Raw genomic sequence first — 15629 nt, 5'->3', positions numbered from 1 at the left:
AAATCACCGCTTACCGAAGGCGGGACGGGAAACCGGATCGCAGACGGAACGGAGCGGGCGTAGCTCAGGGGTAGAGCATAACCTTGCCAAGGTTAGGGTCGGGCGTTCGAATCGCCTCGCCCGCTCCAGATTACAAAAAGCCGGATCGCAAGATCCGGCTTTTGTCATTTCGGCCCCTTCCCGATCGCCCCAAAAAGTTCGAAATCCGGCCGAAATTTCTGCGCATCCCCCCTTGCAGCCCCCAAACGCTTTCCGTAAATCACCGCCTACTGAAAGCGGAACGGGCAACCGGACCCGCAGACGGAACGGAGCGGGCGTAGCTCAGGGGTAGAGCATAACCTTGCCAAGGTTAGGGTCGGGCGTTCGAATCGCCTCGCCCGCTCCAGACAACAAAAGGCCGGATCCTTGGATCCGGCCTTTGTCGTTTCAGAACTTCCGTCAGACGATTGGCGGCACACCGGACGGGATGCCGCGCCACGATCATCCGTCGATGCGGATGCGGGCGTTCTGGGGATCGAAGGGGCTATCCTCGGCCACGACGGCGTCGAACAGCTGACGGAACATCCGCACTTGCAGCTTGGTGCCCGGCACGGCCAGGTCGGGGCGGACATAGCCCATGCCGATCTGCTTGCCGAAGCCCACCGAATAGCCGCCCGAGGTCAGGCGACCCACGCGGGTGCCATCCAGGAACAACCCCTCGCGGCCCCAGGGGTCGGCATCATCCGGCCCGTCGATCAGCAGCGTGACGCATTGCGACCGGATGCCCACGGCCTGCATCGCATCCTTGCCCTTGAAGTCCTTCGACAGATCGACGAATCGATCCAGGCCTGCCTCCAACGGCGTTGCATCGCGACCCAGTTCGGTGCCGAAGGCGCGATAGGATTTCTCTTGCCGCAGCCAGTTCTGCGCCCGCGCGCCGACCAGCTTCAGCCCTAAAGGTTCGCCCGCAGCCATCAGCTGGTCGAAAAGGTGGTTCTGCATCTCGATCGGGTGATGCAATTCCCAGCCCAATTCGCCCGTATAGGCCACGCGGATCGCCTGCACCGGCACCATGCCCAGCTCGATCCGGCGCGAGGAGAGCCAGGGGAAGCGCTTGTTCGACAGCGCGGTTTCCGGCTCGGCGTCGCGGATCAGCTTGGACAGGATCGCCCGCGACTGCGGCCCCGCGATGGCAAAGACGCCCCATTGCGTGGTCACGTCCTGGATCGAGACATGGGCACCGCCGCCCGCAATGAAGTCCTGCGCGGATTTGATCAGGTTGTCGGCGTCGTAATCCGTCCATGCCCCGGCCGAGACAAGGTAATAGTCATCCTCGGCCCGCCGCACGATGGTGTATTCGCTGCGCGTCGTGCCCGTCTCGGTCAGGGTATAGGTCAGGTTGATGCGACCGACCTTGGGCAGCTTGTTGGTCGTGAACCAATCAAGGAAAGCTGTCGCCCTTGGCCCCGTCACGACGTGCTTGGCGAATGCGGTGGCGTCGATCAGACCGGCGGTGTTGCGGATGGCCTCGGCCTCGGCCTTGGCACACTGCCACCAGCCGCCACGGCGGAAGCTGCGGGCATCATGGTCGTCGAAGCCCTGGGGCGCGAAATAGTTCGGACGCTCCCACCCGTTCACCTGGCCGAACTGCGCACCGCGGGCGGCCTGACGGTCATAGGCGGGCGAGGTTCTCAGCGGACGCGCAGCGGGGCGTTCCTCGTCGGGGTGATGCAGGATGAAGACGTGGTCATAGGCTTCCTCGTTCTTCTTCACCGCGTATTCGGTGGTCATCCACGACCCGAAGCGGCGCGGGTCCAGCGATGCCATGTCGATCTCGGCCTCGCCCTCGGTCATCAGCTGCGTCAGGTAATGGCCGACGCCGCCCGCCGCGGTGATGCCGAAGCTGAAGCCTTCGGCCAGCCACATGTTGCGCAGGCCCGGCGCGGGGCCGACCAGCGGGTTGCCATCGGGGGTATAGCAGATCGGACCGTTGAAATCATCCTTGAGGCCCACCGTCTCGGATGTCGGGATCCGGTGGATCATCGCCATGTATTCCTCCTCGATCCGGTCCAGATCCAGGGGGAACAGATCGGCGCGGAAGCTGTCGGGCACGCCATAGGGGAAGCGCGCGGGCGCCCCCTTCTCGTAGGGGCCGAGGATCCAGCCGCCGCGTTCCTCACGCACGTACCACTTGGCATCGGCGTCGCGCAGGACGGGGTGTTCGGGGTTGCCCTCCGCGCGCCATTTCATCAGCGCGGGGTCGGGTTCGGTCACGATGAACTGGTGTTCGACCGGGATCGCCGGAATGCGGATGCCCAGCAGGCGTGCGGTGCGCTGCGCGTGGTTGCCGGTGGCGGTGACGACATGTTCGGCGCGGATCTCGAACGTCTCGCCCGAGGGGATCAGGTTGCCCCCCTTGTCGACCATGCGCTCGCAGGTGACGATCCACTCGGAACCCGTCCAGGCATAGGCGTTGACCTGGATCTTGCGCTCGATCGCGCAGCCGGCCATCCGCGCCCCCTTGGCCATGGCCTGCGTCACGTCGGCGGGGTTGATGTAGCCGTCGGTGGGATGGAACAGTGCGCCCTTCAGGTCGTCGGTGCGCACCAGCGGCCAGCGCTCGCGGATCTGCGCAGGGGTCAGAAACTCGTGTTCGATGCCGACGGTCTCGGCGGTGGCGGAATAGAGCATGTATTCATCCATCCGCGCATCGGTCTGGGCCATGCGCAGGTTGCCGCAGCGGGTGAAGCCCGCGTTCAGGCCCGTCGCCTCTTCCAGCCCGGCATAGAGCTTGACCGAATAATCGTGGATATGGCTGGTCGCATAGCCCATGTTGAACAGCGGCAGCAGACCGGCGGCATGCCAGGTCGAACCCGCCGTCAGTTCGTCGCGTTCGACCAGCAGCGTATCCCACCCCGCACGCGCTAGATGCAGCGCGATGCCGCAACCGACCGCACCGCCTCCGACGACCAGAACCTTGACCTGCGACTTCATTCCCCGACTCCTGCTGGGCCTTCATTTTGCCAAGTCATGCATGATCGGCGAAACGTCGCGTCAGGTCGGCCCGACCAATGCGGGCGAAAAACGACATGCCGCGGCGCGGCACTTGCCTGCCCGCGCCCCGGAAGCTAGGTTGCCCGTCACGATTTCACCGGGGGGACGACCACAGATGCAGATCTGCCGCAGCACGCAGGCGATGCGCGACTGGCGCAAGGACGCAGGACAGGTGGTTCTGGTGCCGACCATGGGTGCGCTGCACGCGGGGCATCTGTCGCTGGTCGCCCATGCCCGCGACTGGCTGGACCGGAACGGCGGCGGGCGGATCGTGACTTCGATCTTCGTGAACCCGACGCAATTCGGCCCGACCGAGGATCTGGACAAATACCCCCGCGACGAGGAGGGCGATCTGGCCCTGCTGCGCGGCGCGGGCTGCGATTCGGTCTTTCTGCCGCAGGTGGCCGACATCTATCGCCCCGGCGCCCAGACCCATGTCGAGGTGGCGCATCTGGGCGGCATCCTGATGGGACAGCTGCGCCCGGGCCATTTCCGGGGCGTGGCGACGGTCGTGACCAAGCTGTTCAACATCGTCCAGCCGCAGGCCGCCGCCTTCGGGGAAAAGGATTACCAGCAGCTGGCCCTGATCCGGCAGATGGTGGCCGATCTGGACATCCCGGTGCAGATCCTGCCCGTCCCCACCATGCGCGAGGCGGATGGCCTTGCCATGTCCTCGCGCAACCAGCGCCTGTCGCCCCAGGATCGCGCCGCCGCGACCGTGCTGTCGCAGGCATTGGATCAGGCGCAGGCGATGATTGCGGCGGGGGCAGGTCTGCAGGCGGTCCACGACGCATTGCAGGCGCGGCTGGCATCCCAACCCCGCGCCCGGACCCAAAGCATCGACATCCGCGACGCCGCCGATCTGTCCCAGCCAGACGCCATCCTGCGCCCCGTCGTCATCCTTCTGGCCGTGCGCTTCGGGGATGTCCTGCTGATCGACCAGCGCGTCGCCCACCCGTAACCGGAAGGCCAGCCCATGTCCGCCCAAGCCCCCATCAAGCGCATCACCGTCCCGCAGATCGCCGACCGCAAGGGCGGGACGCCCATCGTCTCGCTGACCGCCTATACCGCGCCGATGGCCGCGATGGTGGACGCGCATTCCGACTTCATCTTGGTGGGCGACAGCCTTGGCATGGTGGTCCACGGGTTGCCCTCGACCATCGGGGTGACGCTGGACATGATGATCCTGCACGGTCAGGCCGTCATGCGCGGATCGCAGCGGGCGATGGTGGTCGTGGACATGCCCTTCGGCAGCTACGAGGAAAGCCCCCAGCAGGCCTTCCGCAACGCCGCCCGCGTCATCGGCGAAACCGGCTGCGGCGCCGTCAAGCTGGAGGGTGGCACCCGCATGGCCCCCACCATCGCCTTCCTGGTCGAACGCGGCATCCCCGTCATGGGCCACGTCGGCCTGACCCCGCAATCGACGAACGTCATGGGCGGCTTCAAGACCCAAGGCCTGGACGAGGCCACCTGGGCCGCCCATATCCAGGACGCTGTCGATGTCGCCGCCGCCGGAGCCTTCGCCGTGGTGGTCGAGGGCGTGATGGAGCCTTTGGCCGACCGCATCACCGACGCCATCGGCGTCCCCACCATTGGCATCGGCGCATCGGCACGCTGCGACGGGCAGATCCTGGTGCTGGACGACATGCTGGGCCTCTCGGGGCGTGTGCCGCGCTTTGTCCGGAAATTCGGCGATCTTGGGCCGCGGGCCGAGGATGCGATCGCCGAATACGCCGCCGCCGTCCGCGACCGCAGCTTCCCCGGCGATGGGCAGGTCTATCGTTAGGGCGGCCCTATCCGGCGTCGAAATCGGCGCTGCGGGCCAAGCGTGACAATGCCAGCGGCACGATCAGCAGCAACGCCAGCCCGACATAGATCGGGCCAAGGCCGATCCGCTCGGCCAGCCAGCCGATCAGGCCGGGTGCCAGCAGGATGCCGGAATAGCCCATCATCGTGACCACCGACAGCCCCATCCCCGCCGCCAGCCCCGGCATGTTGCCCGCCGCCGAAAAGGCGATGGGCACCATGTTGGCGATGCCGATGCCCGCCAGCGCAAAGCCCGCGATGGCCACGCCCGCCGATCCGGCCAGACCCGCAAGGGCAAGCCCCGCCATCGCAATCACCGCCGACAGGCGCATCGTCGTCACCGCCCCAAGGCGCTGGCGGATGCCGTCGCCCAGAAACCGCATGACCGCCATGGTCGCCGCACAACCCGCAAAGCCCCAACCCGCCACGGCCAGCGAACTGCCCATGTCCTGCCGCAGATGCACTGCGGCCCAATCAAGGATCGCGCCCTCGGGGATCATGGCGGTCAGCGCCATCACGCCCAGCAGATAGGGCAAGGGCGATCTGGGCAGGCGCAGCGGCGCGCGGGGGGCATCATCGGCGGGCGCGTCCTGAACCAGCGCCGGCAGGGCGATCACCAACACCAGCGCAAAGATCGCAAGCACGATCGCCCCATGCGCCAGCTCCCCGAAATGCTGGATCGCCATGCCGCCGCCCGCCGCGCCGACGAAGGCACCCATGCTCCAGAACCCGTGGCAGGATGACATGATGGCGCGGCTGCGGACCCGCTCGACCGCGACGGCATTGGCGTTCATGGCGACATCCATGCCGCCCAGAAAGCCGCCGAACAGGAAGACCGCCGCAGCCACCGTCCAGATCCCCGGCGCAACCGAGATCACCAGCAGCAGCGGCGCGGACAGCCAAGCGGCCATGCCAACCGCCCGCGCCGAGCCGCGTCGCGCCACCATCGCGCCAAAGACCGGCATGATGCACATCGACCCCGCCCCAAGGCACAGCACGATCAGCCCCGCCACCGATTCCGAGATCTGCAACCGCGCCATCAGCGTCGGCAGCTTTGGCGCCCAGCTGCCGATGGTCATGCCGTTGACGAAGAACAGCAGCGATACCGCCGCCCGGAACGACAGACGCATCGGTCAGAGCATCGAGGGCACGACAAGATCCGGCGGCCGGTGCCCGTCGGCGAATGTCTTGATGTTGATGATGACCTTCTCGCCCATCTCGGCGCGACCCTCGACCGTGGCGCTACCCATATGGGGCAACAGGACCACATTGGGCAGTTCGCGCAGACGCGGGTTGATCTCATGGCCATGTTCGAAGACGTCGAGGCCCGCGCCCGCGATCTCTCCGGCGCGCAGCATGCGGGTCAGGGCGTTCTCGTCGATGACCTCGCCGCGCGAGGTGTTGACGACCACCGCCGAGGGCTTCATCAGCTTCAGCCGCCGGGCGTTCAGCAGATGGAAGGTGGATGGCGTATGCGGGGCGTTCACGCTGACGATGTCCATGCGCGCCAGCATCTGGTCCAGGCTTTCCCACCAGGTCGCACCCAGCTCGGCCTCGATCTCGGGGCGCAGGCGGCGGCGGTTGTGGTAATGGACCTGCATGCCAAAGACATTGGCCCGACGCGCCACGGCCTGCCCGATGCGCCCCATGCCCAGGATACCAAGACGCCGCCCGCCGACGCGACCGCCCAGATGCGCGGTGGGCGCCCAGCCCTGCCAGCGGCCCGACTGCATCTCTGCCATGCCCTCAGGTATGCGGCGGGTGACGGCCAGGATCAGCGCCAGCGTCATGTCGGCGGTATCCTCGGTCACGACGCCGGGCGTGTTGCTGACCAGAACGCCGCGCTGCCGCGCCGACAGCACGTCGACATGGTCCACGCCCGCGCCGAAGTTGGCGATCAGCTTCAGCCGCTCGCCCGCGCGGGCCAGCATGTTGGCGTCGATCTGGTCGGTGACCGTCGGCACCAGCACGTCGACGCCCTGCATCAGCGACACCAGCTCGTCGCGCGACAGGCGGCTGTCATCCTCGCGCAGGACCACGTCGAAAAGCTCGGACATCCGCGTCTCGACGGCCTCGGGCAGACGGCGTGTCACGGCCACGCGCAGCTTCTGGCGGGCAGAGGTCGGGCTGACGGACATGGGTCACCTCACTTTCTCGGGGTCGTGGCAGGGGCGCACTTCCAATGGCGGATCGCTTTTGGCAAACTGCCCGCGATGAGGGGCAGGCACAAGACCCCACAAGGGTGCAGGACCCGACCCGGCATCGGGCAGGCCGCACCGCAAGGAAGACAGGAACGGACAGGCGATGACATCAGTGACGGACATGGGACGGGGCGCGATGCGCGCCATCGCGCTTGCGATCGTATTGGCGGCGGCAGGCCCGGCCATCGCCCAGGACAGCAGCGCCCCCGCCCTGCCGGAACAGGATGCGCAGGTCCAGCGCGGCGCGGTCACGAACCTGCCCCTTCCCCGCTACGTCAGCCTGAAGGGAAGCGAGGGCAACGCCCGCCGCGGTCCTAGCCTGTCGCATCGGATCGATTGGGTTTTCCGCCACGCCGGCATGCCGCTGCGGGTGGTCGCCGAATTCGGCCATTGGCGCCGGGTCGAGGATAAGGACGGCGCCGGAGGCTGGGTCCACTACGCCCTGCTGTCGGGCGTCCGTACCGCCTTGGTGACCGAGGATATGCTGCCCCTGCGCACCCGCCCGCATATGGATGCCGACATGGTCGCCCGCGCGGAACTGGGCGCCATCCTGCGCCTGAACGAATGCGAACCGGACTGGTGTCGCGTCTCGGGCGGCGGTCAGCGTGGCTGGGTGCCCAAGACCTCGATCTGGGGCGTGGATGCGGGGGAACTGCGCGACTAGGACAGGGACCGCCCGCGCGCCGCGTTAGCGGCGCGCCCTCGGCCCGGGCGGCAGCGCGCCGACCATCGGTCGGCACACCCCCTTGCCATCACGCCAACCCGCGACCCTTCAGCAGGGCATCGACCCCCGGCATCCGCTGCCGGAACGCCATCCACAGCTGATCCGCCGGGGCCGACCCGCCACGCGACAGGATCGTCTCCTCCAGCCTGCGGGCCGTCGCGGGGTCGAAGATGTCGCCCGTTTCCTCGAAGGCGGCGAAGGCGTCGGCATCCATCACCTCGGACCACATATAGCTGTAGTACCCGCTGGCATAGCTGTCGCCCGCGAAGACATGGGCGAAATGCGGCGTGGCATGGCGCATCGGGATGGCCTCGGGGCCACCCAGATCCTCCAGCACCTGCGCCTGCCTCGCCATCGCATCGGCAGGCGGCGCGCCACGATGGAACGCCAGATCGACCAGCGCACTTTCAAGATATTCCACGGTGGAAAAGCCCGCATCCGCCTTGCCAGCCGCCAGCATCCGGTCGCGCAGATCGGCGGGCAGAGCCTCGCCCGTTTCATGGTGGCGGGCATGGGCGTCCAGCACGGCGGGCTGCTCCAGCCAGTGCTCGTAAAGCTGACTGGGCAGTTCGACGAAATCCTGCGCGACTGATGTCCCCGAGATCGAGGGCCATGTCACATTCGACAGGATGTGATGCGTCGCATGCCCGAATTCGTGGAACAGCGTATGGGCATCGTCCCACGACAGGAAGGCGGGCGCCCCTTCCGCCTCGGGCGGGGTGAAGTTGCAGACGTTCACCACGATGGCACGTTGCCCCTCGCCCAGCTTGTGCTGGGCCTGAAGCGACGAACACCAGGCCCCCGACCGCTTGGCCGGACGCGCGAAGAAATCGCCCACGAAGATCGCCATCAGCTTGCCGTCGCGGGTGACACGCCAAGCGCGTGCCATCGGATCCCACAGCGGTGCCTGCACCGGCTGGAATTCCAGCCCGAACAGCTTGTAGGCGACGTCGAAGATTGCCCCCAGCATCGCGTCCAGCGTCAGATAGGGGGCGACCTGATCGGGATCGATCTGATGGTCGCGGCGGCGCAGACGCTCGGCATAAAGACGCCAGTCCCATGCTGCCAGCGGCCCGTTGACGCCATCCTCGCGCAGCATCGCGGTCAGCTTCTCGGCGTCCTGATCGGCACGCGACCGGGCGGCGGTCCAGACCTGCAACAGCAGGTCCTCGACGCGCTCGGCATTGCCCGCCATCTGGGTCTCCAGCTTCCACGAGGCGAAATCGGCGTGGCCCAGCAGCTGCGCGCGTTCGTGGCGCAGGGCCAGAACCTCGGCCACCAGGGGCAGGTTGTCGGTCGCCTCGCCCCCCGCGCCGGACCCGGAACCGCGCGCCGTCCACGCCCGGAACGCCGTTTCCCGCAGGGCGCGGTCGCTGGCATTTTCAAGGAATGGCACGATCAGCGACCGGTTCAGCGTCAGCACCTGCCCTGTCATGCCACGCTCCTTCGCCGCCGCCCGCATCGAGCGCAGCAGCCAGTCCGGCAGCCCCTGCAGGCGATCATCGGGGATCGCCATGACGAAATCGCGTTCATCCGTCAGCACGTTCTGGGTGAACTGCGTGGTCAGCACCGCCATGCGGCTGCGAATCTGCGCCATGCGGGCGCGGGCATCGGCATCCAGCCCGGCCCCCGCGCGTGTCAGGTCGCGCAGCGCCAGTTCCGTGATGCGAGCATCCTCGGGCGAGAGGCCCGCGACATTCTCGGCCACCGCCTTGACCCGCGCATAAAGCCGCGGGTCCATGCTGATCCTGCTGCCGTATTCCGCCAGCCTTGGCGCAAAATCGCGCTGCAATTCCTGACGCAGCGGGTTCGAATCAACCGAGGCCAGCGTGTAGAAGATGGACAGCACGCGGTTCAGCCCCTCGTCCGCGGTTTCCATCGCTGCGACCGTGTTCTTGAAGGTGGCCGGCTCGGGATTGGCGGCGATGGCTTCGGCGGCAGCTTCGGCCGCCGCAAGTTGCTGGTCGAAGGCGGGGGCAAAATCGCTGTCCTGGATCAGATCGAAGCGCGGCAGGCCCTCGGGACCGGACCATTGCAGAAGCTCTGGGTTCATGGGGATCTCCTTGTTGGCGATACCCTAGAAGCGGCTTGGCCGTCGTGCCAGCCCTATCCTTGTCCGCAGACCGGACAGTCGGGATTGCGCACCGTTCCGATCATCCGGCTTTCACCGTAAAGCCCGTCCCAGATCATCATGCGTCCGCGCAATCCCTGCCCCGCACCGGTCAGATGCTTGATCGCCTCCAGCGCCATCATGCTGCCGATGACGCCGGGAAGGGCGCCGACGACGCCCGCCTCGGCGCAGGGCGCGTCGCGTTGGGGTGCAGTCGGGAACAGGCAGGCCATGCAGGGACCGCCACGGGCGGGGTCGAAGAGGGTCACCTGCCCCTCCCACTGGCCGATGGCGCCCGACAGCAGCGGCACGCCCGCTGCCACGCAGGCGGCGTTGATAGCCGCGCGGCCCGCGAAGCTGTCTGTGCCGTCGATGACCAGATCATGTTCGGCGATCAGGTCGCGATCTGCTTCGGTGATGCGGCGGATCAGGGGAGTAACGTCCAGATGCGGGTTCAGGCGCAGCATCGCCTCGGCGGCGGCATAGGCCTTGGGCTCGCCCCGTAGGTCGTCTCGGAAGATCACCTGCCGTTGCAGGTTCGACAGGCTGACCGTGTCGTCATCGGCCAGCGTGACATGCCCGACGCCCGCCGCCGCCAGGTAGAGGCAGATGGGCGATCCCAGCCCCCCTGCCCCCACGACCAGCACTCGCGCCTGACGCAGCCGCATCTGCCCCGCGCCGCCAATTTCATGCAGGACCAGGTGGCGGGCATAGCGGTCCAGCTCGGCCTCGGACATCGTCTCGGATTGCGGGGCGGGCGTATCCTCGGGCGTCGCCCGCTGGCGCAAGCGCCGCAGACCGGCGCGATAGGCGAAGACCAGCGCGACCAGACCGCCCAGCACCAGCCAACCGGCGGCATTGCCGCCCATGACCCGCGCGGCACCGCTGTCCGGCACAGCCAGTTGCAACGCCAGCATCAGCAGCCAGACGCCGCCGACCATCGCCCAGACCACCCGTGCGGGCAGACGCGTGATCCGTGCGAAGACCAGCAGCAGCGCGATGATCCACAGGCCCAGCATCAGCCATGCCCCCCGGTCGATCCGAAACCGCCCGCCCCGCGCGATGTCTGGTCAAGGCTGTCGACCAGCGCAAAGCGGGCCTGAGGCGCGGGTGCCACGACCATCTGCGCGATGCGGTCGCCATGCGCTACGGTGAAAGGCTGATCGCCGAGGTTGATCAGGATGACGCCCAAGGGGCCGCGATAATCGCTGTCGATGGTGCCGGGGGTGTTCAGCAGACTGACCCCATGCTTCAGCGCCAGACCCGAGCGGGGGCGCAGCTGAACCTCCCACCCCTGGGGGATGGCCATGGCAAGGCCCGTGGGGATCAGTGCACGGCCAAGCGGCGGCAAGGTGATCCCCGCATCACGCAGAGCCTCGGGGAAATTCGCGCAAAGATCGGCCCCCGCAGCACCCGCGCTTTGATAGGCGGGCAAGGGCAGCGCGGGGTCGGCATCGGGCAGCCGCATCAGCTGGATCTGGGGTATCTGGGTCATCTTGAGGCCACCTTGCAAAAGCAAAGGCCGCGCGGCAATCCCCACGCGGCCCCAGTCATGTCACGTCGCTGCGAAATATCAGCGCGGAAAGATCATCATCACCATCTGGCGACCTTCAAGCTTGGGCATGGATTCGACCTTGCCCAGTTCCTCGACGTCGGCACGCACACGGTGCAGCAGTTCCAGGCCCAAGTCCTGGTGGGCCATCTCGCGGCCGCGGAAGCGCAGGGTCACCTTGACCTTGTCGCCGCCTTCTAGGAACTTCAGCACGCTGCGCATCTTGACATCATAGTCGTGGGTATCGGTTCCGGGACGGAACTTGATTTCCTTCACTTCGATGATCTTCTGCTTCTTGCGCGCTTCGGCTTCACGCTTTTGCTGTTCGTATTTGAATTTGCCGACATCCATGATCTTGCAGACCGGAGGCGATGCGTTCGGCGAAATCTCGACCAGATCCAGCCCGGCGTCCTGGGCCATCTGAAGGCCGACGGCAGGCGTGACGACGCCGACGTTCTCTCCCTCAGCGCCAATCAGGCGGATTTCGGCCACGCGGATGCGATCGTTGACGCGGGGGCCGGTGTCACGGGTGGGCGGTGCATTATGCGGTCGACGGGCTATGGCGGTGCTCCTTTTATAGCCAATACGAAGGGTGACAGGAAAATAAGGGCGCAACCCCGCCGATACAACCGGAATTGACGCCATAAGCGCGCAATCGGGCATGTTTTGTGCCCCGACGCCCCTTCCTGCGGGCCCCTGCGGCTTTTCTGGCCGTGGGGCCTGTGTCATAGAGGGGCAAAGACCGGCTTTCCCGGTTCAAGGGTGCGGAATGCGAAAACTTTTGCCGATCATCGTGATTCTTCTGCTGGCCGTCGCGGGCGGGTGGTACTGGATGCAGGGGCAGACACCCGTGCCCGACCGGACCGCCATGACCGACCTGCCCGAAACCCCTGCAACCCCTGCGGGCGAGGCAGCAGAGGTCGCTGACCAAGCCGCCGACGCTGCCGATGCCGCCGCGCAGGAAGCCGCAGCCGACGAAAGCCGTGCCGCAGCCGAGGCGGCCGCCGACGCCGCAGCCGATGCCGCGGCCATCGCCGCCGATGCCGCGGCCGAAGCCGCCCGCGCCTCGGAGGAGACCAACATCGATCCCGCAAGCGACGCGGCCCAGGCCGCCGAGGATGCGGCAGAGGCCGCCATCGATGCCGCCGATACCGCCGCACGCGCCGCTGTCGAAAGCACCGACCCGCAAGCCGCTGCCAGCACCGCCGCCGATGCGGCTCAGGATGCGGCCGAGGCGACCGCCGAAACCGCGAATGCGGCAGCCGTCGCCGCACAGATCGAATCCCTGCTGACACCCCAGGGCTTCGATGCCGCCCGCGTTCAGCAGATGATCGATCAGGCCCAAATCCCGGACACGCAGAAGGCCACCCTGCGCCGGTTGATCGAGACCGCCGGCGACAATCCGCAACTGCTGCGCGCCGCATTGAAGCAGGTCAAGCAGGTGATGCGCTGATGACAGTACTGCCCGTCCAGGATTTCGATGCCTTCCTGTCCCGCAAGCCTGCCGTGCTGTCCAAGGGGCCGATCGCCATCATCCTGGTCGAAGACGATGTCGAGGTCGCGCGCACCGTCACCCATCACCTGAAGGCCGGCTTCCGGCACATCCTGCTGCTGTCGCGCCTTGCTATCGACCTGCCCGAGGAACAGCTGCCCAAGGTCACGCAGCTGTCCTACGATACCCTGCGCCCGAATGCCCATGTCGCGGGGGTGAACGCGATCATCAAGGCGGTGCCGCCGGGGACATGGCTTTATTACGGGTTCAACGCCGAGTTCCTGTTCTATCCCTTCAGCGAAAGCCGCACCGTCGGGGAACTGCTGGCCTTCCACACCGAGGAACGCCGCAGCGCGATGCTGACCTATGTGATCGACCTCTATGCGCCGGACCTGACGCGCACGCCCAATGCGGTCGACCCCGAGAACGCGATGTTCGACCGGACCGGATATTACGCCCTTGGCCGCAAGGGGTCCGACGGCCACGACAAGGACCGCCAGCTGGACTTCCACGGCGGCCTTCGCTGGCGATACGAGGAATTCCTGCCCGCCGACCGCCGCCGCATCGACCGCATCGCGCTGTTCCGCGCGGCCCCCGATCTGAAGATCACCGACGATCACCGCTTCTCGGTCGAGGAATACAACACCTACGCTTGTCCATGGCATCACAACCTGACGGCGGCCATCGCATCCTTCCGCGTGGCCAAGGCGCTGGCGACCAATCCGGGGTCGCGGGATGTCATCCGCAACATGACCTGGCGCAACTCTCACCGCTTCGACTGGCGGGGGCAGCAGCTGATGGATCTGGGCCTGATGGAACCGGGGCAATGGTTCTGATGGCAATTTGCTTGCCCTTGCGCCATCTTGACCCCAGATGATAGACGCTTCGGCAACCAGAAAACACGACCGGCCCCAAGGGCCGAACATGGAAGGCATGATACGCATGGCGATGACCAAGACCAGCTTCGACCGCGACGACCTGCTCGCCTGCGCCCGCGGAGAGCTGTTCGGCCCCGGCAATGCGCAGCTGCCCGAACCGCCGATGCTGATGATGGATCGCATCACCGACGTGTCCGAGGATCGCGGCGAACATGGCAAGGGCCATATCACCGCCGAATTCGACATCGACCCGGACCTATGGTTCTTCGGCTGCCATTTCCCCGGCAACCCGATCATGCCCGGCTGTCTGGGCCTTGACGGTCTGTGGCAGCTGACCGGCTTCAACCTTGGCTGGCGTGGCTGGGAAGGCCGCGGCTATGCCTTGGGCGTGGGCGAGGTCAAGCTGACCGGCATGGTCCGCCCCGACCGCAAGCTGCTGACCTATCACGTCGATTTCACCAAGGCTGTGCAGACCCGCCGCCTGACCATGGGCGTGGCCGATGGCCGGGTCGAGGCCGATGGCGAGGTCATCTATCTGGTCAAGGACATGAAGGTGGCCCTGTCGGCCAGCTGACACCATTCACATCGAAGGAGGCCCCCATGCGACGCGTCGTCATCACCGGGCTAGGGATCGTTTCACCCATCGGCAACAACGCCGACGAGGTGACCGAAAGCTTGAAGAACAGCAAGTCGGGCATCGTCTTCGCGCCCGAATATGCCGAACACGGCTTCCGCAGTCAGGTTCACGGCATGCCGCAGATCGCGCTGGAAGATCACATCGACAAGCGCAACCTGCGCTTCATGGGTCCGGGCGCGGCCTATAACTTCATCGCCATGGAACAGGCGATCAAGGACAGCGGGCTTGAGGAAGGCGACGTGTCGAACCCCCGCACCGGCCTGATCATGGGCTCGGGCGGTCCTTCGACCAGCAATTTCTTCGAGGCGCATCGCATCGTCATCGAGAAGGGCGCGCCCAAGCGCATGGGTCCCTTCATGGTGACGCGCTGCATGTCGTCCACGAACTCGGCCTGCCTTGCGACGCCCTTCAAGATCAAGGGCGTGAACTATTCGATCACCTCGGCCTGCGCGACGTCTGCGCATTGCATCGGCAACGGGGTCGAGCAGATCCAGATGGGCAAGCAGGACATCGTCTTCGCCGGCGGTGGCGAGGAGCTGGACTGGACCCTGTCGTGCCTGTTCGACGCGATGGGCGCGATGTCGTCGAAATACAACGACACGCCCGAAACCGCCTCGCGCCCCTATGACGCGACCCGCGACGGCTTCGTCATCGCAGGCGGCGGCGGCGTCGTCGTGCTGGAGGAACTGTCCCACGCGCTGGCGCGCGGTGCCAAGATCTATGCCGAGGTCACGGGCTATGGTGCGACCAGCGACGGCTATGACATGGTCGCCCCCTCGGGCGAGGGTGGCGAACGGGCGATGCGCGTCGCCATGGACAGCCTGCCCGAAGGCCGCAAGGTCAGCTATGTGAACGCGCATGGCACCTCGACCCCGGTCGGCGACCTGGGCGAGATTCAGGCCATCCGCCGCATCTTCGGCGAGGGTTCGACCCCGCCCGTCAGCTCGACCAAGTCCCTGACCGGTCACAGCCTGGGCGCAACCGGCGTCCACGAGGCGATCTACAGCCTGCTGATGTTGCAAAATGACTTCATCGCAGCCTCGGCAAACGTGACCACTCTGGACCCCGAAATTCAATCGGGCGAGATTGCCACCAGCCGTGTGGACAACGCAGGGTTGGATTCGATCCTGTCGAACAGCTTCGGCTTCGGAGGGACGAACGCCTCCCTGCTGATGTCCCGCTATCAGGACTAACAA

Annotated in this window: 14 protein-coding genes and 2 tRNA genes; 9 read left to right on the top strand and 7 right to left on the bottom strand. The window is 66.5% G+C overall.

Annotated elements, in window-relative coordinates:
* Nucleotides 1–53: 53 nt before the first annotated feature.
* Both DDE75_RS04090 and DDE75_RS04085 read left to right on the top strand, forming a co-directional pair.
* A tRNA-Gly gene (locus tag DDE75_RS04090) sits at nucleotides 54–128 on the top strand.
* Nucleotides 129–310: 182 nt separating this feature from the next.
* Nucleotides 311–385, top strand: a tRNA-Gly gene (locus DDE75_RS04085).
* 95 nt (nucleotides 386–480) lie between these two features.
* On the opposite strand, the gene DDE75_RS04080 is transcribed toward DDE75_RS04085, so the two are convergent.
* Complete coding sequence (locus DDE75_RS04080) at nucleotides 481–2973, bottom strand: GcvT family protein (RefSeq protein WP_108501113.1); 2493 nt, start codon at nucleotides 2971–2973, stop codon at nucleotides 481–483.
* Between the two features lie 175 nt (nucleotides 2974–3148).
* Here DDE75_RS04080 and panC point away from each other — a divergent pair, with 175 nt between their 5' ends.
* Entirely contained in the window at nucleotides 3149–3994 is an 846-nt protein-coding gene (panC, locus tag DDE75_RS04075; protein WP_108501112.1) for a pantoate--beta-alanine ligase, read from the top strand.
* 15 nt (nucleotides 3995–4009) lie between these two features.
* The gene (gene panB, locus DDE75_RS04070) at nucleotides 4010–4819 is read left to right on the top strand and encodes a 3-methyl-2-oxobutanoate hydroxymethyltransferase (RefSeq protein WP_108501111.1); all 810 of its coding nucleotides are present in this window, start codon (nucleotides 4010–4012) and stop codon (nucleotides 4817–4819) included.
* A 7-nt stretch (nucleotides 4820–4826) separates the two neighbouring features.
* Here the strand turns inward: panB and DDE75_RS04065 are convergent, their stop codons facing one another.
* Entirely contained in the window at nucleotides 4827–5969 is a 1143-nt protein-coding gene (locus DDE75_RS04065; protein WP_108501110.1) for an MFS transporter, read from the bottom strand.
* Nucleotides 5970–5972: 3 nt separating this feature from the next.
* Complete coding sequence (locus DDE75_RS04060) at nucleotides 5973–6977, bottom strand: 2-hydroxyacid dehydrogenase (RefSeq protein WP_108501109.1); 1005 nt, start codon at nucleotides 6975–6977, stop codon at nucleotides 5973–5975.
* Between the two features lie 166 nt (nucleotides 6978–7143).
* On the opposite strand from DDE75_RS04060, the gene DDE75_RS04055 reads away from it, so the two are divergent.
* A complete protein-coding gene (locus tag DDE75_RS04055) occupies nucleotides 7144–7704 on the top strand; it encodes an SH3 domain-containing protein (protein WP_108501108.1) in 561 nt (186 codons plus the stop codon).
* A gap of 88 nt (nucleotides 7705–7792) precedes the next feature.
* Here the strand turns inward: DDE75_RS04055 and DDE75_RS04050 are convergent, their stop codons facing one another.
* The 4 genes from DDE75_RS04050 to infC all read right to left on the bottom strand — a co-directional run bounded on the left by DDE75_RS04050 (nucleotide 7793) and on the right by infC (nucleotide 12089).
* Nucleotides 7793–9817 (bottom strand): M3 family metallopeptidase, encoded by a 2025-nt coding sequence (locus DDE75_RS04050; protein WP_108501107.1) that lies wholly within the window; start codon nucleotides 9815–9817, stop codon nucleotides 7793–7795.
* A 53-nt stretch (nucleotides 9818–9870) separates the two neighbouring features.
* Nucleotides 9871–10893, bottom strand: coding sequence for a HesA/MoeB/ThiF family protein (locus DDE75_RS04045; RefSeq protein WP_108501106.1), 1023 nt, complete (start codon nucleotides 10891–10893; stop codon nucleotides 9871–9873).
* On the bottom strand, nucleotides 10893–11369 hold the full coding sequence (dut, locus tag DDE75_RS04040) for a dUTP diphosphatase (RefSeq protein WP_108501105.1): 477 nt from the start codon (nucleotides 11367–11369) through the stop codon (nucleotides 10893–10895). Before dut ends, DDE75_RS04045 begins: the two co-directional genes overlap by 1 nt.
* A gap of 78 nt (nucleotides 11370–11447) precedes the next feature.
* Entirely contained in the window at nucleotides 11448–12089 is a 642-nt protein-coding gene (infC, locus tag DDE75_RS04035) for a translation initiation factor IF-3 (protein WP_245894610.1), read from the bottom strand.
* 106 nt (nucleotides 12090–12195) lie between these two features.
* Between infC and DDE75_RS04030 the strand changes: the two genes are divergently transcribed.
* From DDE75_RS04030 to fabB, 4 genes are all read left to right on the top strand, one after another.
* On the top strand, nucleotides 12196–12879 hold the full coding sequence (locus tag DDE75_RS04030; protein WP_211659294.1) for a hypothetical protein: 684 nt from the start codon (nucleotides 12196–12198) through the stop codon (nucleotides 12877–12879).
* Nucleotides 12879–13754 carry a glycosyltransferase family 2 protein gene (locus DDE75_RS04025; RefSeq protein WP_108501103.1) on the top strand — a complete coding sequence of 292 codons (876 nt, stop codon included), beginning with the start codon at nucleotides 12879–12881 and terminating at the stop codon, nucleotides 13752–13754. The genes DDE75_RS04030 and DDE75_RS04025 overlap by 1 nt, the downstream gene beginning before the upstream one ends.
* Nucleotides 13755–13860: 106 nt before the next feature.
* The gene (fabA, locus tag DDE75_RS04020) at nucleotides 13861–14370 is read left to right on the top strand and encodes a bifunctional 3-hydroxydecanoyl-ACP dehydratase/trans-2-decenoyl-ACP isomerase (RefSeq protein WP_108501102.1); all 510 of its coding nucleotides are present in this window, start codon (nucleotides 13861–13863) and stop codon (nucleotides 14368–14370) included.
* A gap of 26 nt (nucleotides 14371–14396) precedes the next feature.
* Nucleotides 14397–15626 carry a beta-ketoacyl-ACP synthase I gene (gene fabB / locus DDE75_RS04015; protein ID WP_108501101.1) on the top strand — a complete coding sequence of 410 codons (1230 nt, stop codon included), beginning with the start codon at nucleotides 14397–14399 and terminating at the stop codon, nucleotides 15624–15626.
* Nucleotides 15627–15629 lie beyond the last annotated feature (3 nt).

Origin of the sequence: Paracoccus indicus, from assembly GCF_003056335.1 — a bacterium.
In the GTDB taxonomy this organism is placed as follows: domain Bacteria; phylum Pseudomonadota; class Alphaproteobacteria; order Rhodobacterales; family Rhodobacteraceae; genus Paracoccus; species Paracoccus indicus.
This window is presented reverse-complemented; position numbering and strand designations above follow the sequence as displayed.